The following is an 18280-nucleotide window of genomic DNA, read 5'->3' on the forward strand; positions in this document are numbered from 1 at the left end:
CTGCGGTTTCTTGGCCCCTGGGTGTGGTGGTGGGTTGGGGTGGGTGAGGTTTTGGGGTTGGGGTGGTGCCACTTTGGTGTCAGGTGGTGCCAGGTGGTGCGTGGTCGTGGCGTCAGGTGGTGCCACGCGTTCCCTCAGCCGGTGGCCGTGCCGAACCACCTCTGGAGCCGGTCGTTCAGCTCCTGCTGGTCCTCGCCGACCCACGCCACATGGCCGTCCGGCCGCAGCAGCACCGCCGGTGCCGCCAGCTCCTCGCTGACATCGACGACATGGTCGACCCGGTCCGCCCAACCCGCCGCCGAGAGCCTGCCGGTCTGGTCCACCAGCAGCCCCCGGCCGGCGTGCGTCAGCTCGTACAGACGGGTCCGCTTCAGTTCGATGTCCCGGAGGCGTCGGCCGAGCAGCAGGTTGTGGGCGTCGGTGCTCTCGCTGCCGTCAGTGCTCTCGGTGCTCTCGGTGCTGTCGCCGCTTTCGTCGCCCGCGCTGAAGTCGTAGCGGACCGCGATCGCGCTGATCTTCTCGATCAGATAGCGGTTCACCTCCTCGAAGTCCATCAGCTCCGCCATCAGCCTGCGCACCGACCTGGGGCCCGGCTCGGGGGACAGCAGCAGCATCTGGGCGCGCGTGTTGTCCAGCACGTCGGCGGCCACCGGGTGGCGCTCGGCGTGGTAGCTGTCCAGCAGCCCCTGCGGCGCCCAGCCGTTGACCTCCGCCGCCAGCTTCCAGCCGAGGTTGAAGGCGTCCTGGATGCCGAGGTTCAGGCCCTGCCCGCCGGTCGGCGGATGGATGTGCGCCGCGTCGCCGGCCAGCAGCACCCGGCCGACCCGGTAGCGCTCGGCCAGTCGCGTGGCGTCGCCGAACCGGGACAGCCAGCGCGGCGAGTGCACGCCGAAGTCCGTACCCGCGAAATGCCGCAGCCGCTGCTTGAACTCCTCCAGGGTCGGCGCGACCGTACGGTCCTCGGCCACCCCTTCGGCGGGCACGATCACGCGGTACACCCCGTCCCCGGTGGGCATCGTGCCGAACCGCGACTGCGTCTTGCGCACTTCGTCCACCACGGCCGCCATCGTCTCCGGCGGTACGCCCACCTCCATCTCCCCCAGCAGCGTCTCGACCCGCGAGGGCTCACCGGGGAAGCCGACACTGAGCAGCTTGCGCACCGTGCTGCGCCCGCCGTCGCACCCGACGAGGTAGCGCGAGCGCAGCCTTGTGCCGTCGGCCAGTTCGACGGTCACCCCGTCGTCGTCCTGGCTCAGCCCCACCAGCTCGCCACCGCGCCGGATCTCGGTGTCCAGCTCGATGGCGCGCTCGGTCAGCAGGTGCTCGGTGACCAGCTGCGGGATGGCGAGGACGTACGAATGCGCGGTGTCGAGCTGTGCGGGCCACCGCTTGCCGATACCGGCGAAGAAACCGCCGACCGCGTACTTCTTGCCGAGCGGAAGGAACCGCTCCAGCAGGCCGCGCTGGTCCATCACCTCGACGCTGCGCGCGTGCAGCCCCTGTGCGCGGGAGTACGTGATCGGCTCGGTCAGCTTCTCCAGTACGAGCGTGCGCACACCGTGCAGCCGCAGTTCGGCGGCGAGCATCAGGCCGGTCGGTCCGCCGCCCGCGATGATGACGTCGATCATTGCAAACCCCCATTTACTGCCACGATTTCTGGCTTCGGCTGGAGATTCTGCGGTACGACCGGGGGCTTGCCGCAAGCCCCCCAGTGCGCTATAAGTTAAGAGTGGCGAGGAGTGGGTATACCTTCTCGCCTCTCTTTATTTCTCCCTCCCTCCCTCTATTTCTTTCTTTTTTATTGGTGCTCGTTCTCGTAGAGCGCGCGGAAGCCGCGCGGGGGCCGGCCGGTGATCCGCTGGACGGTGTCGGTGACGCGGTCCTCCGATCCCTCGGCGATCGTCCGGTCCAGCCCGGCCAGCAGCGCGGCGAACTCCGGCGGCATCACCTCCGCCAGGCGGTCGCGCATCCGCTCGTACGACATCGGGTGGTGGACCACGGTCCGGCCGGTGACCTCGGTGACGGTCGCGGCGATGTCGTCGTAACTGAGCGCCTCCGGGCCGGTGAGGACGAGATCGGTGTTGGGCGCCTGCTCATCGGTCAGCGCGCGGGCGGCGACGGCAGCGATGTCCCCGGCGTCCACGAAGCCGACCCGGCCGCTGCCGGTCGCGGTCAGGAGGGCGCCCTCTTCGCGGATGCTCGCGGCGTGCATGTGCGCGCCGGTGAAGTTCTGCATGAACCAGGAGGGGCGCAGCACCGCCCACTGTTCGAACAGTTCCGGGAGCGCCTGGTGCACCTCACCCACCGCCGGGCCGCCCTTCGGTACGGCGGATGAGCTGAGCAGCACGGCGCGCCGCACTCCGGCGGTACGGGCCTGCCGCAGGAACGGCAGCATGACCGCCGCCGGGTCCACGTCGCCCACGGGCGGGACTAGGTAGACGCGGTCGACGCCGTCCAGGGCTGCGGCGTGGGTGGCGGGGGTGTACCAGTCGAAGGGGACGGGTGTGGGGGAGGTGGGGGAGGTGGGGGTGGGGGTGTTGGTGGTCTGGGAGGTGAGGGGTGTGTTTTGGGGGGTGCGGCTGGCTGCCTTGACTCGGTGGCCAGCCGCTGTCAGTCGCGCGACCGTACGGCTGCCGGTGGTGCCGGTCGCGCCGATGACCAGGGTCGTGCCGGTGTTGGTGTCGGTGTCGGTGCCGGTCATCCGGTGCTCCTGGCGGATTCGGTGTTGAACTCGATGCCGAACTCGGTGCCGGATACGGCGGGTTCGGGGACGGAGAGGGGGTTCCAGTAGTCGCGGTAGGAGCTGAAGCGCCCGTCCTTGACCGTCACGACGACGATATAGCTCATGTCGTACGGGCCGTCCGTCTGCACCAGCCGGCCGACGCCGCGCATCTCGACGATGGCGACCTCGGGGGTGGTAGGGGTGGGGCGGGCATGGTGGCCTCCGGTCGCATAGAATCCGGACCCAGGGTCCGGATTGGTCCTGGCCGACGATACGGACCGAGGGTCCGCTTTGCAAACGGAGGAACCCCGTGCCCGTGCCCGAGCGCCAGCCACGCAAGGACGCCGTCCGCAACCGGCAGGCCGTCCTCGCGGCAGCCGACACCCTCTTCGCCCAGTGCGAGAGCCCCAAGGACGTCACCATGGCCGACATCGGCGCGGCGGCCGGCGTCGGCAAGGGGACGCTCTTCCGTGCCTTCGGTGACCGCACCGGGCTGCTCCGCGCGCTGTACGAGGCGCGGCTCGAACCGCTCCGGCTCTCCATCGAAACGGGTCCGCCGCCCCTGGGCCCGGCCACCCCGCCGCGCGAGCGCGTACCCGCCCTGCTCGACGCCGCCCTCTGCTTCAAGCTCGACAACCGGCACCTCTCGCTCGCCCTTGAGGAGTCGGGGAGCGGCAGCCCGTACCAGGCGGAGCATTACGAGCGGTGGCACGGCCTGCTGCGTGCCGCGCTGGAGCGGATTCCGGGGCGGGGTTTGGCCGATAGCGGCTTTACGGCTCATGTGCTGCTCGCCGCCATCCGGGCTGACCTCGTTGAGCACTTGGCCGGTCGGGAGGGGGTGTCGCGCGAGGCGATGCGGGCGCAATTGGGCGACTTTGTTAGGGGAGTTGTGGGTGAGGGGTGAGGGGTGAGGGTGGGGGATGAAGGTTGGGGTGGGTAGGGGGGGTGGGGCGGTGGCGGGGGTAGTGCGGAGTGGGGCCGCCCCTCCTGCTGTGAGTGTCGCGTCTCCAGGTCAGGAGTAAAGGGCGCTCCTTCGTCGCGTCGGCTGCGCCGATTCCGCTTCGCTGCACCCTTGACACCTGCCCCGGAGTCGCAAGTGCGGCTTGTTGGGAGGGGCGGCCGGGTGGGAGGGGGTTGCCCGGGGGGCCTGCCGTACTGCCGGCCGGCTCAGGGGCCGGCGGGCCGGTGGTCGGATAGCCCCTGCGGGGCTGCGCGGCAGAGTAATGGGGCGGTCCCACACCGGCTCGGCGGCCGACCGTCCGCTGTCGGTTGCGACTCAAGCCCCGCTGGGCGCCGAGTGTGGGTGGTGGGATGGGTGGGGTCTGTGTGGCGGCCAGTGGGGCTCCGGCGGGCACTCTTGTGTCCTGGAGTGCGCAGGATGCTGCTTTGGGTGTGGGGGTGGGAGGGGTGGGGTGTCAGGGGGTGTTGTGAGTGCTGGGGTTTGGGCAAGTCCCTTGTCCGCTTGGGGATTTGTGGGCTCGGGGTCGCTCAGGGGTTTGTGCCGGTCGAGCGCGTTCGTCACTGTGCTGCTGGCGGGTCATCAGATCAAGTGAACCCGGGTTGGCGCTCGGCCTTGGGCGGATTGGCGACCGTACGCTCCTCTGCGTCGTCCGGATCAGGGGAGTGGATATGAGTTCTGTGGGTCGTAGGAGCGTCGCGGTGATGGCGGCGGCTCTGGCGTCGCTGGGGGTGGGGACCGCTGTCACTGCGGCTACGCCGGCGGTGGCCGCGCCGTGTAGTGGGGCCGAGTGCCCGAGCCTCAAGCCGACCAGGCTGACGACCAGTCAGGCCAGCCTGAACGTCACGCAGATGCAGCTGGAGAACATCCACGCCATGGCCGTCGACGCGGTGACCGGGGAGCCCATCCGGGGTGCCCGCATCATGTTCGCCACCATCGGCGGCCGGACCCTGGGCGCGGCCTACACCGACTACGACGGCGTGGCCGCGATCACCGCCCCGGAGAACCTCGGCATCGGGACCGTCCAGGAGCTGCTGGGCGGTTACGAGGCCGCCATGGTCGGTGACGGTGTCCACGCCCCGGCCGGGGCGCACGGCGCGATCGTCATCGGCATCGACCAGGGCCCGGGCGTTCCGGGAGCCCCGTGCAGCGTCTGTAGCGACCGTGGGCTCAAGCGGGACGTGGTCCCGGTCGACTGGAGGCGGTGAGGATGCGGTTCCTCCGTCGGCGGTCCCGCGCGAGCGGTGGTACGGCTCCGGTCGGCGCGGTGAACGGCTACGCGGTTCTGGAGACGGTGGCCGCGCTGCCCGTCAGCACCTGGCGCTACCTCTGGGAGCCCGAGGACGTACGCCACCTCGGGCCGATGGCCCAGGACTGGCACGCGGCCTTCGGTTTCAACCGGGACGACACCACCATCCCCATGGTCGACGGGCTCGGCGTGGCTCTTGTGTGTGTCCAGGCCCTGAACCGTCGCGTGGAAGAACTCACGGCCGAAGTCGACCGCCTGCGCGCGGCCACCGGCCCGAAAGGCGGGACCCCATGACGGCGACGGACCAGCGGCTGAGTACGGACGCGATCTGGCGGCTTCCGGTGACGGTCTGCCGTATCACCCAGTTCCTCGGGGAGGCGGCGGCCGGCGCCCTGTTGGAGCGCGCGATCGCGTCCACCGACGCGCTGAAGCCCTCCACGATCCGGGACCGCGAGGTGGTCCCCGACATCCGCCGGTCCCGCTCGTACCAGGACTTCGCCGCGCCCGAGCTGCTGGCGGCCATCGACGAGGTGGTCGAGGCAGTCGAGCACACTCTTGGCGTCTCCTGCCGTCACACCGAGCCCAGTTACAGCCTCAACGTGCACAACGACGGCGACTTCTACGGGCCGCACCAGGACAGCAGCGCCGAGTTCTCGCCCCGGCGCCTGCTCACCTTCGTCTACTACCTGCACCGCACACCCCGGCCCTTCACCGGAGGCGAGCTGCGCGTCTTCGATGCCGCCCTGCCATTGCACACCGAGACCACCGGGAAGTGGGAGGAACACACCTGGCGGGACTGGCCGCCCGAGCACGACAGCATCGTGTTCTTCCTGCCCAGCGCCTGGCACGAGGTACGCCCGGTGAACTGCCCCGGCAAACAGCACGCGGACAGCCGCTTCGCCATCAACGGCTGGCTGTGCAGCCCCGACCCGACCGCCAGAGCTGCGGAAGCTGGCTGAGCGGGCCCCGTCTGCACCCAAAACGGCGTCCTGCGCACTCCTGGACACAAGAGATTCCGTCGGTGCCCCACACGTCGCCACACAGATCCCACCCGTCCCACCACCCACACATGAGTCGCAACCAGCAGCGGACCGTTGGCCGCTGAGCCGGTGTGGGACCGCCCCACCCTCTGCCGCGCGGCCCCGCAGGGGCTATCCGGCCACCGGCCCGCCGGACCCTGAGCCGAGTGGCAGTACAGCGGGCCCCCCGGGCAACCCCCTCCCACCCGGCCGCCCCGCCCAACAAGCCGCACTTGCGGCTCCGGGGCAGGTGTCAAGGGTGCAGCGAAGCGGAATCGGCGCAGCCGACGCGACGTAGGAGCGCCCTTTACTCCTGACCTGGAGACGCGACACTCACAGCTGGAGGGGCGGCCCCACACCCAACAACGCCCAGCTCAGACCCACCCCCCTACCCCTCACCCCCCTCAGCCGTGATCTCGTGCGCCAAGGCCACCAAACACGGGATCGCCGCGTGCGGGCTGTCCTCGCGCCAGGCCAGGTGGACGGGGAGCGGCGGGGCGTCGGTGAGGAGGCGGTAGGCGATGCCGGGGTGGGGGTGTACGGCCGCCGTGGAGGTGCCCGTGACGCCGACTCCCCGGGCCGCCGCGATCGCCGTCAGCCAGTCGTCGGTGTTGCCGACCGTGAGGGTGGTGACCGGGCCCGCGTGGGAGGGCCAGAGGGCCCGGGTGGTGGTGCCCGAGACCGTGTTGACCATCACCGGCTGCGACGCCAGGTCCGCGAGCGTCAGTGTGTCGCGCGCGGCCAGCGGGCCGTCCGCCGGGACCGCTGCCATCCGGGGCTCGGTCAGCAGCAGCTCCGTGACCAGGCCGGGGGCTTCCACCGGGCCGCGCAGCAGCGCCGCGTCGACCTCGCCCCGGGCCAGTCCGGCCGTACGGTCGTCGATCCGGCGCAGCTCCAGCGGTGTGTCCGGGTACCGCTCCTGCCAGCGGCGCAGCAGTGGTGTGGTGTACGTGCCGAAGGCCGACCACGCGTGGCCGACCCGGAGTGGGCGGCGGCGTGTCCGGCCGGTGTCCAGCGCCGCGTCGAACGCGGCGACGGCCGTCGCCGCCCGGGTCCGGAAGGCGTGGCCCTCGGCGGTGAGGACGAAGTGGTGGGTGGAGCGGTCCGCCAGCCGTACGCCGAGATGCCTCTCCAGGGCGGCGAGGGTGCGCGAGACGGACGGCTGGGTGAGGTGGAGCCTGGCCGCCGCGCGGGTCACGCCGCCCTCTTCGGCGATGGCGAGGAAGCAGCGGAGATGGCGCAGCTCGATGCTCATGCGTCCGGAGCATAACCGCAGCGCGATCGGTATTTCACAGGGTGAAGGACACGGTCGTACCGTCCTTTGGTAAGGACCCTCCCGGCGGTGCAGTATCTTGGACTCGTCGTTCTTTGTGGTGTACTAATCGATGTACTGAACGGAAGGAAGGTCGGTCCGCGGTGGAAGAGTTGCGTGAGTCGCCCACCAGCACTGCCGCGCCCGTAGACGTGGGTGCTCCCGCCACGGCTCCCGCCACCGACGCACCCCCCGCCCCCGCCTCCTCCCGCCGCACCCTCGGGCCCGTAGCCCTCGTCGTCGCCAGCGGGCTCTCCGTACAGTTCGGCGCGGCCGTCGCCGTCACGTTGATGCCGCGCGCCGGCGCCTTCGGTGTCGTCTCGCTGCGGCTCGCGCTCGCCGCCGTCGTGATGCTCGCCGTCTGCCGGCCCACGCTGCGTGGCTACTCGCGCGCCGACTGGGGCACCGTCGTCGCCTTCGGAGCCGCGATGGGCACCATGAACGTCCTCTTCTACCAGGCCGTCGACCGCATCCCGCTGGGCGCCGCCGTCACCCTCGAAGTGCTCGGGCCGCTCGCGCTCTCCGTGATCGTCTCCCGCCGGGTGGTCAACCTCCTGTGGGCCGTCCTCGCGCTCGTCGGGCTGGTGCTGCTCAGCGGCATCGCCACCGGAGGCGGCGGTATCGACCGGCTCGACCCGGTGGGCGCCGCGTACGCGCTCGCCGCCGGTGCCATGTGGGCCGCGTACATCGTCTTCAGCGCCCGCACCGGGCGGCGTTTCCCGCAGGCGGACGGGGTGGCCCTCGGGATGACGGTCGGCGCGCTGATCGCGCTGCCGCTCGGCATCGCCGAGTCGGGGATGAAGCTCCTGTCGCCCAGCACGCTCGGGCTCGGGCTCGCGGTCGCGCTGATGTCGTCCGTACTGCCGTACACCCTCGAACTCCTCGCCCTGCGGCGGATGCCCGCGCCGACCTTCGCCATCCTGATGAGCCTGGAGCCGGCCATCGCGGCGACCGCCGGCTTCCTCGTGCTGCACCAGGCGCTCTCCGTGACCGACGCGCTCGCGATCACGCTGGTCATCGTGGCGAGCATGGGCGCGGTACGGACGCAGATCGGGTCGCGCGGCGGGCCGCGGGCCGCCCGTAAGCGGGCCGGCCGGGCCGCCGGGCCCGGGGGTCTCCCCAAGTAGCCCCTGTACGAGCGATATTGGCGGTCACGCAGCGCCTGATGCATCGCGTCGAAGGGGTCGCCCCATGGTGTTCCACAGCGAGTTCCCAAGCGAGTTCCGCAGCGAGTTCAGCAGTGAATTCCACAGCGAGACGGTGTTCCGCAGCGAGTACGCCGATGTGCCCGTCCTCGACCTCCCCATCCACGAGGCCGTGCTCGGCCGGGCCGCCGCATACGGCGACTCCGTCGCGCTCATCGACGGCACGAACGGTACGACCACCACCTACGCCCAGCTCGACACCGCCCACCGCCGGCTCGCCGCCGCCCTCGTTGACGCGGGTGTGCGCAAGGGCGATGTGCTCGCCCTGCACAGCCCCAACTCCGTTGCGTACCCCATGGTCTTCTACGCGGCGACGCGCGCCGGGGCGGCCGTCACCACCATCCATCCGCTGGTGACGGCGGAGGAACTCGCCGCGCGGTTACGGAACTCCGCCGCCCGCTGGATCGTGACGGTCGCGCCGCTGCTCGAAGTGGCGCGCCGCTCTGCGGAGTTGGTCGGCGGGATCGAGGAGATCTTCGTCTGCGACCGGGTGACGGGGCACCGGTCGGTGCTGGATCTGGCGCGCGGACCGCTCCGCCGACCGCTTCGCGAGCCGTCGTTGACACCTGACAGCTCCGAGGCCGCCACCGCCCCCGACGTTGTCATCAGTCCCGGCGAGGACATCGCCGCCCTCCCTTACTCCGCCGGTACCACCGGCACCCCCAAGGGCGTCATCCTCACCCACCGTTCGCTCGCCACGAATCTGGCGCAGCTCGCGCCGTTCCTCCCCGTCAGACCCGGCGACCGGGTCCTCGCCGTGCTGCCGTTCTTCCACATCTACGGGCTGACCGCGCTGCTGAACGCGCCGCTGCGGCACGGCGCGACCGTGGTCGTGCTGCCGCGCTTCGACCTCGACCAGTTTCTGCGGGCCATCGAGAAGTACCGGGTCAGCGGCCTGTACGTGGCCCCGTCCATCGTCCTCGCGCTGGCCAGGCACCCGTCCGTCACACAGCACGACCTCTCCTCGGTGGAGTACGTCCTCAGCGCCGCCGCCCCGCTCGACGCCCGGCTCGCCGCCGCGTGCGCGGCCCGGCTGGGGCTGCCGGCCGTACGGCAGACGTACGGGCTGACGGAGCTGGCGACCGGCACGCATGTGGTGCCGCCGTCCGCCGTGGAGCCGCCGCCGGGCACCGTCGGGAAGCTGCTGCCCGGCACCGAGATGCGGATCGTCCCGCTCGCCGGAATGGGCGAGGGGGACAGGACCGGGGCCGAAGGCGAGATCCTCCTGCGCGGCCCGCAGGTCATGAAGGGCTACCTCGGCGGGCCGGAGGCGACCGCCGCCACCGCCGCCGTGATCGACAGCGACGGATGGGTGCACACCGGCGACATCGGGCGCGCCGACGAGGACGGCTGGCTCCACGTGGTGGACCGGGTGGCGGAGCTGATCACCCACCGGGGCCGCCGGATCGCGCCCGCCGAACTGGAGGCGCTGCTGATCTCGCACGACGCCATCGCGGACGCGGCGGTGATCGGGGTACGGGCCAACGGGGGCGAGCGCGAGGGAGAGGCGGCCGACGAAGCAGGCGAAGACCAAGGCGAGGTGCCGATGGCGTACATCGTCCGGCAGCCCGGTACGGAGGCGCTGACCGGGGAGCAGGTCATGACCTTCGTCGCGGAGCACGTCGCGCCGTACAAGAAGGTGCGCCGGGTCGAGTTCATCGGCTCCGTACCGCGCGCCGCGTCCGGCAAGATCCTCCGGCGCGAGCTGCGGGACCGCGAGGCGCGCGACCGTGCGCGGGGCGCCCGGACCGGGAGCACCGGCGGCAGCCTGTGGGGGAGCCCGGGCAACACCTGGGAGTACGGGCGGGAGATCGGCTGGGAGGCCAGGTAGCAGGTAGCGGGTAGCGGTGTGGGGGCGAGGAGGGAACGCGCCCCCTCACCCCCAACCCCGAGACCCCGCCCCCGCCCCCGCTAGGACGCGATCGCGTCGTACCCCTCGACCTCGCGCGGGTCCCTTGTCCCCGGGCCCACATAGCGCGCCGACGGGCGTACGAGGCGTCCCGTGCGCTTCTGTTCGAGGATGTGCGCGGACCAGCCCGCCGTACGGGCGCAGGTGAACATGGAGGTGAACATGTGCGCCGGTACCTCCGCGAAGTCCAGCACGATGGCGGCCCAGAACTCCACGTTCGTGGCCAGGACCCGGTCCGGCCTGCGCGCGTGCAGCTCCTCCAGCGCGGCCTTTTCGAGCGCCTCCGCGACCTCGAAGCGCGGCGCCGCCAGCTCCCGTGCGGTACGGCGCAGCACCCGCGCCCGGGGGTCCTCGGCGCGGTAGACGCGGTGGCCGAAGCCCATCAGGCGCTCGCCCTTGTCGAGGGCCTGCCGGACGTACGCCGTCGCGTCGCCGGTGCGCTCGATCTCCTCGATCATGCCGAGGACCCGCGAGGGCGCGCCGCCGTGCAGCGGTCCTGACATCGCGCCGACCGCGCCCGAGAGGGCGGCGGCGACATCGGCGCCCGTGGAGGCGATGACGCGCGCGGTGAAGGTGGAGGCGTTCATGCCGTGCTCGGCGGCGGACGTCCAGTACGCGTCCACGGCCTTCACATGGCGCGGGTCCGGCTCGCCGCGCCAGCGGATCATGAAGCGCTCGACGACGGACCCCGCCTTGTCGATCTCCCGCTGCGGCACCATCGGCAGCCCCTGCCCACGCGCCGACTGCGCCACGTACGACAGCGCCATCACGGCGGCGCGCGCCAGGTTGTCGCGGGCGGTGGGCTCGTCGATGTCGAGGAGGGGACGCAGTCCCCATACGGGTGCGAGCATCGCCAGCGCGGACTGCACGTCGACGCGGATGTCCCCGGAGTGGACGGGGATGGGGAAGGGCTCGGCGGGCGGCAGGCCGGGGGCGAACGCCCCGTCGACCAGGAGCCCCCACACATTGCCGAAGGACACCTGCCCGACCAGGTCCTCGATGTCGACGCCCCGGTAGCGGAGCGCGCCGCCTTCCTTGTCGGGTTCGGCGATCTCGGTCTCGAACGCCACGACCCCTTCGAGGCCAGGGACGAAGGAGGTGTCGGAGGCGGGCATCGGGCGGCTCCTCGGCATCGGATCAGCGGGCGGGGTCCGGATGTTGGCACGCGGTGACACGTACGTACGGAAAGGCGGCACGCGGTGCCGCAAATGACCCCGGCGGGTGGGAACGATAGCCCGTGGTGGGTGGGTGGCGGAAGCGTCACGACAGGGTGAGGACCGGGTGATAACCGGCACAGCACCCGATCGCCACGGACCGGTGGCCGGAAGGATTGGCGGCACTCGGTGCGGGGCAAACTCGGCCCTGCGGCAGGATGGCACCCGTGCCTCACGACACCCCGGGTGATCCCGCTGATAGTCCCGTTCCCCTCGATTCCCGTGTCTCGTCCGTCCCTCCCGGCGCTCCCCATTCAACTGATCCAGTAACCGATCCGGCTGCCATGCGCGAGCACTACCGCTCCCTCCCGCTGCTGGAGGACGACCTCGCCATCACTCCGATGGACCAGTTCGCCCGCTGGTTCGAGGACGCCGTGGCCGCCGGACTCCCCGAGCCGAACGCCATGGTCGTCTCGACGGCCGCCCGCGACGGCCGGCCGTCCTCGCGCACGGTGCTGCTGAAGCGGTTCGACGAGCGCGGCTTCGTCTTCTTCACGAACTACACGTCCCGCAAGGGCCGCGAACTGACCGCCAACCCGCATGTCGCGCTGCTCTTCCCCTGGCACCCGCTCGCCCGGCAGATCTCCGTGACGGGCACGGCCGCCAGGGTCGGCCGGGACGAGACGGCCGCGTACTTCCGGACCCGGCCGCACGGCTCCCAGCTCGGCGCCTGGGCCAGCGACCAGTCCACGGCCGTCGCCTCGCGCGAGGTGCTGCTGCGCCGCTACGAGGAGCTGGCCGCCCGCTACCCGGAGGGCGAGCAGGTCCCGGTGCCGCCGCACTGGGGCGGCTTCCGGATCACCCCGGACACCGCCGAGTTCTGGCAGGGCCACGAGAACCGACTGCATGACCGGCTCCGGTACGTACGTGGCGAGGGCCCGCACGGGCGGCCGGGCTGGCGTGTCGAACGGCTCTGCCCGTAGCCCGGCGATCTGGCCGGCGTAGTCCCGCGCGCTGCCAGGACCACCGTGATCTGCCCGTAAAACTGCGAGAAATCTGCGGGTCGTAGAAAGCTTCGGAAAGCCGCAGAAAGCCGTAGAAACAGCAGAACCCCGCAGGCTCTGGTTCCTCCGGAGAGGAGCCGGCCGGACTTACCGGCGAGCCTGCGGGGCGGTGACTGCTGGGATTTCGGCCTTCGACCCGGCCGAGCACTGCTGGAGTACGACGGCGGGCCGTTAGCCCGCAGCCACCTCACTGGTCCGGACTGAGTACATCGGTCCGATCACCTCCTTTCGGTGTGCGACACACGCTAGGCGCGTCTCCGGAGCGGCTCAAGTGAATTATTGAGATTTGTTGAACACCCTGTTTTCGGGGAACCTTGTGTGTGCTGGGTCACGTTCAAGTTGAATGATCGAGCGTGCACAGTAGGAGTCACGCAGGGGGTGCCAGCCATGAGTGCTTCTCGGAGCGAGACGACCGACGCGCCCGGACCGGGTCCGGAGCCGGACCATGATCCGGACCACGACCAGGACCCGGGCCAGGACGGGAGCGGGTCCGATCTGCTCGCCGCCCTGCTCGACGGCATGGACGCGGCCCTCTGCGCCTTCGACGCCGACGGTGTGATCACCCACTGGAACCGCGAGGCCGAGCGGATACTCGGCTGGACGGCCGGGGAGGCCGTCGGACGGCACGGCTTCGCCGGCTGGGCCGTGCGCACCGCCGACGCGGACGAGGTGCGGGACCGGCTGATGGCCGCGATGGACGCGCCGGGGCGGCAGGTCGACGAGTTCGCGCTGCTGCGCAAGGACGGCGGCCGGGTGCTCATCCGGACCCAGTCGACCGGGATGCGCGGCCCGGGCGGCAGACCCGCCGGGGTCTACAGCGCCTTCAGCGAGGTCCACGAACAGATAGACCTGGAGCGCTCCATCGCGCTGAGCGAAGCGCTGTTCGAGGACGCCGGCTGGGGTGTCGTGCTCGTGGACGTCGATCTGCGGCCGACCGTCGTCAACACCCACGCGGCCCGCGCGTTCGGTGCCACGGCGAGCGCGGGGAGCGCGGAGGGCGGGCGCGCCGCGCTGCTGGGACGGCCGCTGGCCGAGCTGCTCACGCAGGGCGTCGAGGAGCTGGAGGCGGCCCTCCACCATGTGCTGTCGGGCGGCGCGCCCAGCGCGCTCGCCGAGCTGTGGGTGACGGTCAGCACCCCGGACGGCGACCGGCGCGCCCGGCGCTGCTGGCGCTCCGGGTTTCTGCGGCTGGCGTCGCCGCTGGCGGAGGAGCCCGTACCGCTGGGCGTGGGCTGGATGTTCCAGGACATCACCGAGACGAAGCTCGCCGCGCAGAGCGCCGACCGGCTGCGGTTCCGCGCCAGTCAGCTGCACCGGGCGGGCCGGGCCGCCGCCGAGTGCGAGGACCCGATGGAGGCAGCGGCGGTCCATCTGGACTTCGCGCTGGCGGGGTTCGCGGACCACGCGCTGGTCGATCTGGTGGCCGGGCAGGACCCGGACGTGCCCGTACGGCTGGTACGTACGCTGGCGACGCCGCCCGGCGACGCGGCGGGACCGAGCACCCCGGCCGAGGCGGGCGGGATACCGGTGCGGTACGCGCCGACGCATCCGGCGCTCCAGGCGATGGACCGGGCGGGCTCGGTCCGGGCGACCGCTCCGGCTGTGGCGAGGGCGGCGAAGGGCGCGGCGGGCGCGGCGGGTGTGTCTGACGGGGCGAGCAAGGGCGGCGGGGCTTACGGACAGCCCGCGCCCGGTAGCGGCTCCGGTAATAGCGGCACCGGCACCGGCTCCGGCTCCGTCCCCGTACCGTCCCCGCAGTGGGCGAGTGCGCGGCAGTGGCCGCCGGACACCGTGCACGCGCTGTGCACGGTGCTGCGCTGCCGGGGCCGCTCGCTGGGCGTGGTGACCTTCCTCCGGGGCGCCAGCCGCCCGGCCTTCGAGCGGCCGGACGCGGCGTACGCGGAGGAGGTCACGATGCGGATGGCGGCCTGCCTGGACCTCTCCGCGCTGCTGCCCGGGGCGGGCGCGGGTCCGGGCACAGGTCCAGGCACGGGTCCAGCCACGACCGGACCGGAGTGAGCCGTACGGCCGACGACCGTACGACCCACTCCGTCCGTTCAGGAATCCGTCCGTTCAGGAACTCCCGTTGGCCACCGTCAACCCCCGTTGCTCTTCTGCCCGTTGCCGACCATCGGCGGGCGCATGGTCACCGGCTCCGTACCCCGGTCGTTGTGCCGCAGTGCCCAGTTCTCCAGGGCGACCCGGCACGCGTGGTCGACATGGCGCAGCCCGGAGAGGTCCAGCTCGATCGGCCGGTCCTTCGGCAGCTCCTCCAGCTGCTCCATCGTCCGGGGCAGCCGCAGGAACGTCGCGTTCCCGGTGATCGTCACCACCATGCGCCCGCCGGTGAGTTCGCGGACGTCGACATGGAGGTGGGAGATCTCCCACGCGGTCTTCACGACCGCGAGGAGCAGCCCCAGCACCACGCCCTCGAAGAGGTTGGTGACCAGGATCGCCAGCGCGGTGACGACCAGGATCACGGCCTCGCCCCGGTGTTCGCGCCACAGCGGCGCCAACTCCCTTACGGGGACGAGCTTGCAGCCCGCGTGGACGAGGATGCCCGCGAGCGCGGCCAGCGGGATGACCCCGATCGCCGCCGGGAGCAGCGCGGCGAACAGCAGCAGCCACAGGCCGTGCAGGACGCGGGAGAGCGGAGTACGGGCGCCCGCCCGGACGTTGGCGGAGCTGCGCACGATGACGGCGGTCATCGGCAGCGCGCCGAGCGCCCCGCAGACGGTGTTGCCGACGCCCTGCGCCATCAGCTCCTTGTTGTAGTCGGTGCGCGGCCCGTCGTGCATCCGGTCGACGGCGGCGGCGCTGAACAGGCTCTCCGCCGAGGCGATGAGGGTGAAGGCGAGCACGGTGCCGATTGCGGCGACCGTGCCGAGCCGCCCGAAGTCGTCGAGCCCGGGCGGCCGGACCGACTCCAGCAGCCCCTGGACCTCGACCTTCGCGACGGACAGATCCAGCAGGAGGACGACCCCGGTGGCGAGCGCGACCGCCGCCAGCGGCCCCGGCACGACCCGGACGCGGGCCGGGAAGCGGGGCCAGAGGACGAGAACGGCGATGGTGCCTGCGCCGATGAGGAACGGGGTCAGCGCCGAGCCGTCCGTGATGACGGCGACGGCGAGTTCGAGCAGCCCGCCGAGCTTGCCGAGCCCGCCGGACGGCTGCGCGGTGTCGGCCATCGCGTACAACTGCCCGAGGATCAGTACGAGCCCGATGCCGGCCAGCATCCCCTGCACGACGGCGACCGAGATGGCCCGGAACCAGCGGCCGAAGCCGAGGGCGCCGAGGGCGAGTTGGAGCAGTCCGGAGACGAGGACGATGGCGCCGAGCGTGCCGAGCCCGAACTCCTTGACCGCTTCGTACACGAGGACGGTCAGCCCGGCCGCCGGGCCGCTGACCTGGAGCGAGCTGCCGGGCAGACAGCCGACGAGAAGCCCGCCGACGATACCGGTGACCAGCCCGAGTTCGGCGGGGACCCCGGAGGCGACGGCGACGCCCACACAGAGGGGGAGGGCGACGAGGAAGACGACGAGGGACGCGAGGATGTCGCGCCGCAGGACCACGCGGTCCTTCAGTGGAGCGTAGGCGGACATGGAGGATTTGGCGGGCTTGGATGGCTTGGAGGATTCGGATGGCTTGGAGGGCATGGAAGGCATGACGGAGGCCGTCCTAGCTGTGGGGTCCGAGCGCGCGCGGCGCGGCGGACGAGGGTGACGGGGGAGAGAGGGCGAGACCGCGGGACGTGCTCACAGCGGTCTGAACTCCCCGTCCAGCTCGGGACGGTGGGCGCTGACGGCGCCGGTGTCCACTTCGTAGTACCAGGCGTGCAGCGCGAGCCTGCCGTCGGCGAGCCGCTCCCGTACGGCGGGATAGCCGCGCAGGGTCGTCAGCTGGGCCGCCGCGTGGTGCCGTACGGCCTGGGCGAGATCGCCCGGGGGCAGCGAGGGGACGCCGAGGCTCAGCCAGCGGCGCACGGCGGGCACCGCCGACAGGTCCTCCCCGCGCACGAGGGCGCCCACGGCGCCGCAGTGCGAATGTCCGCAGACGACCAGGTCACGGACTTCGAGGACGCGCAGCGCGTACTCGATGGTGGCGGCCTCACCGCTGGGCCGCCGGGCATCGTACGGAGGGACGATGTTGCCCGCCGTCCGCAGCTCGAACAGCTCGCCGGGGCGGGCGCCGGTGATGAGGGAGGGGATGACGCGGGAGTCCGAGCAGGTGATGAACAGCGCTTCCGGGGTCTGTCCGGCCGCGAGATCGCGGAACTCCTCGGGGCGCTGCTCCGCCACCTGTATGGAGAACGCGCGGGCGTTGTCGATGAGGGTTGACTTCATGATGGCCTGCCTCCTGCACTCCCGGGCTCGCCGGGGCGCGGTGTGGTCGGTCAGTGGGGGGTGGAACGTGGTGCGTCGAGACGCGCCGGGCCACGGAGGGGCGCGGCGAACTGGGGAGAGCGCGAGGAGACGCGAGAAGGACGTACGTAAGTACGGACCGACCGACGTACGGACCGACCGACCGACGTACGGACGGCCGGACGGGCGCGTGAGGGGCCATCGCGTCCTGCCGGATCGCGGCAGTTGGGGCGAGGCCCGCGCGCGGTCGCCCGGAATTTCCGGTCAGGCCGCGGTGGTGCCGCGTCTGACGTGGTACGCGCGGTCCGCTCGGTGTCTCACCGCTGCTCGCCCTTTCCCTTGCGGAGTAGTGCACTTGGCTTGCGGACGGCATTCATAATGCGGCACCGCAGCTTCCAGTACTTTACTCACACATTACCTTCTGATGAAAGATCAATATTCCGCCACGTAGCTTCGCGGTGACGCAAAGTGTCAGGTCAGAGGCGTGCGCGCGTTCGAGGATCGCTCTGAGTGGCGATTCTGGTGGTGCGCCCGATGGCCATTCGGGCGGGCGTTCTCAGTGACGATAGAATATTCGGTCGCGGTTTTCGTCCATGATGCGGACATTCCACTCCGGTCCGCCGTCGACATTGCCGGAACGCAGCAAGGGCGGCTCGATACCGCGCTCCGCGAGCACCCCGGCGGCGGTCGCCATCATCGCCTGCATCAGCGCGCTCGTGACGACCGTGGAGGCGGGCGCGAACGGTGTCCCGATACCGTCGGCCGTCAGCTCCGCGTCCCCGACGGCTATCCCGCTGTCGAGCACGACATCGCAGTGGTCCTTGAGGAAGGTGCCGGTACGGTGCCGGGACTCCGTCTCCGCCGCGTACGCCACGGACGTCACTCCGATGACCGTCAGCCCCAACGCCCGCGCGTGCAGGGCCATCTCGACGGGCAGCGCGTTGCGCCCGGAGAGGGAGACGATCACCAGCAGGTCCCCGGCGGTGGCCGGTCCCGCGTCGAGTACGGCGGTGGCCAGCCCCTCGACCCGCTCCAGCGCGGACCCCAGAGGAGCGGGTACGACGTCGACGCCGACCGCGCCGGGCACGGCGAGGAGGTTCATGACGGCGAAGCCGCCGGCCCGGTAGACGACGTCCTGGGCGGCGAGCGAGGAGTGCCCGGCGCCGAAGGCGAAGAGCCGGCCCCCGGCGGCGACGGTGTCCGCGACAGCCGTACCGGCCGCCGCGATGGCGCCGGACTCCTCGTCCCGTATCCGCCGGAGAAGCGCGATGGCGGCGTCGAGGAACCGGTCGGCCAGCTTGCTCTCGCTCATCGGAAGGCCCTTCGG

General features: G+C 71.6%; 15 protein-coding genes and 1 pseudogene. 8 read left to right on the forward strand and 8 right to left on the reverse strand.

Annotated features, from left to right (window positions below; translation table 11 throughout):
• Positions 1-134 precede the first annotated feature (134 nt).
• The 3 genes and pseudogenes from DVK44_RS19705 to DVK44_RS19715 all read right to left on the reverse strand — a co-directional run.
• The gene (locus DVK44_RS19705; protein ID WP_114660836.1) at positions 135-1628 is read right to left on the reverse strand and encodes an FAD-dependent monooxygenase; all 1494 of its coding nucleotides are present in this window, start codon (positions 1626-1628) and stop codon (positions 135-137) included.
• 170 nt (positions 1629-1798) lie between these two features.
• The gene (locus DVK44_RS19710) at positions 1799-2701 is read right to left on the reverse strand and encodes an NAD(P)H-binding protein (RefSeq protein ID WP_114660837.1); all 903 of its coding nucleotides are present in this window, start codon (positions 2699-2701) and stop codon (positions 1799-1801) included.
• A pseudogene (locus DVK44_RS19715) lies at positions 2698-2919 on the reverse strand (nuclear transport factor 2 family protein); the annotation flags it as partial. The gene DVK44_RS19710 and the pseudogene DVK44_RS19715, both read right to left, overlap by 4 nt.
• A 119-nt stretch (positions 2920-3038) precedes the next feature.
• On the opposite strand from DVK44_RS19715, the gene DVK44_RS19720 reads away from it, so the two are divergent.
• The 4 genes from DVK44_RS19720 (at position 3039) to DVK44_RS19740 (ending at position 5888) form a co-directional block, all read left to right on the forward strand.
• Complete coding sequence (locus tag DVK44_RS19720) at positions 3039-3626, forward strand: TetR/AcrR family transcriptional regulator (protein ID WP_114665291.1); 588 nt, start codon at positions 3039-3041, stop codon at positions 3624-3626.
• Between the two features lie 905 nt (positions 3627-4531).
• A complete protein-coding gene (locus DVK44_RS19730) occupies positions 4532-4888 on the forward strand; it encodes a hypothetical protein (RefSeq protein ID WP_228447267.1) in 357 nt (118 codons plus the stop codon).
• Between the two features lie 2 nt (positions 4889-4890).
• A complete protein-coding gene (locus tag DVK44_RS19735) occupies positions 4891-5223 on the forward strand; it encodes a tail fiber domain-containing protein (RefSeq protein ID WP_228447268.1) in 333 nt (110 codons plus the stop codon).
• Positions 5220-5888 carry a 2OG-Fe(II) oxygenase gene (locus tag DVK44_RS19740; protein WP_114660839.1) on the forward strand — a complete coding sequence of 223 codons (669 nt, stop codon included), beginning with the start codon at positions 5220-5222 and terminating at the stop codon, positions 5886-5888. Before DVK44_RS19735 ends, DVK44_RS19740 begins: the two co-directional genes overlap by 4 nt.
• 448 nt (positions 5889-6336) lie before the next feature.
• Here the strand turns inward: DVK44_RS19740 and DVK44_RS19745 are convergent, their stop codons facing one another.
• Positions 6337-7203: a LysR family transcriptional regulator gene (locus tag DVK44_RS19745; RefSeq protein WP_114660840.1), complete on the reverse strand. Its 867-nt coding sequence runs from the start codon at positions 7201-7203 to the stop codon at positions 6337-6339.
• A 161-nt stretch (positions 7204-7364) separates the two neighbouring features.
• On the opposite strand from DVK44_RS19745, the gene DVK44_RS19750 reads away from it, so the two are divergent.
• Complete coding sequence (locus DVK44_RS19750; RefSeq protein WP_408055336.1) at positions 7365-8387, forward strand: EamA family transporter; 1023 nt, start codon at positions 7365-7367, stop codon at positions 8385-8387.
• Positions 8388-8451: 64 nt separating this feature from the next.
• Positions 8452-10296 carry an AMP-binding protein gene (locus tag DVK44_RS19755; RefSeq protein WP_114660842.1) on the forward strand — a complete coding sequence of 615 codons (1845 nt, stop codon included), beginning with the start codon at positions 8452-8454 and terminating at the stop codon, positions 10294-10296.
• An 80-nt stretch (positions 10297-10376) separates the two neighbouring features.
• Here DVK44_RS19755 and DVK44_RS19760 read toward each other — a convergent pair whose 3' ends face one another.
• On the reverse strand, positions 10377-11489 hold the full coding sequence (locus DVK44_RS19760) for a citrate synthase 2 (protein WP_114660843.1): 1113 nt from the start codon (positions 11487-11489) through the stop codon (positions 10377-10379).
• A 383-nt stretch (positions 11490-11872) separates the two neighbouring features.
• On the opposite strand from DVK44_RS19760, the gene pdxH reads away from it, so the two are divergent.
• The gene (gene pdxH, locus DVK44_RS19765) at positions 11873-12511 is read left to right on the forward strand and encodes a pyridoxamine 5'-phosphate oxidase (RefSeq protein ID WP_228447269.1); all 639 of its coding nucleotides are present in this window, start codon (positions 11873-11875) and stop codon (positions 12509-12511) included.
• 468 nt (positions 12512-12979) lie between these two features.
• Positions 12980-14611, forward strand: a complete 1632-nt coding sequence (locus tag DVK44_RS19770) for a PAS domain-containing protein (protein ID WP_228447270.1) — start codon at positions 12980-12982, stop codon at positions 14609-14611.
• Between the two features lie 77 nt (positions 14612-14688).
• Here the strand turns inward: DVK44_RS19770 and DVK44_RS19775 are convergent, their stop codons facing one another.
• From DVK44_RS19775 to DVK44_RS19785, 3 genes are all read right to left on the reverse strand, one after another.
• Entirely contained in the window at positions 14689-16194 is a 1506-nt protein-coding gene (locus DVK44_RS19775) for a SulP family inorganic anion transporter (protein WP_114660845.1), read from the reverse strand.
• 153 nt (positions 16195-16347) lie between these two features.
• On the reverse strand, positions 16348-16935 hold the full coding sequence (locus DVK44_RS19780) for a carbonic anhydrase (protein ID WP_114660846.1): 588 nt from the start codon (positions 16933-16935) through the stop codon (positions 16348-16350).
• 574 nt (positions 16936-17509) lie between these two features.
• Positions 17510-18265, reverse strand: coding sequence for an SIS domain-containing protein (locus tag DVK44_RS19785; protein ID WP_114660847.1), 756 nt, complete (start codon positions 18263-18265; stop codon positions 17510-17512).
• Between the last annotated feature and the right edge of the window lie 15 nt (positions 18266-18280).

The organism is Streptomyces paludis (genome assembly GCF_003344965.1).
In the GTDB taxonomy this organism is placed as follows: domain Bacteria; phylum Actinomycetota; class Actinomycetes; order Streptomycetales; family Streptomycetaceae; genus Streptomyces; species Streptomyces paludis.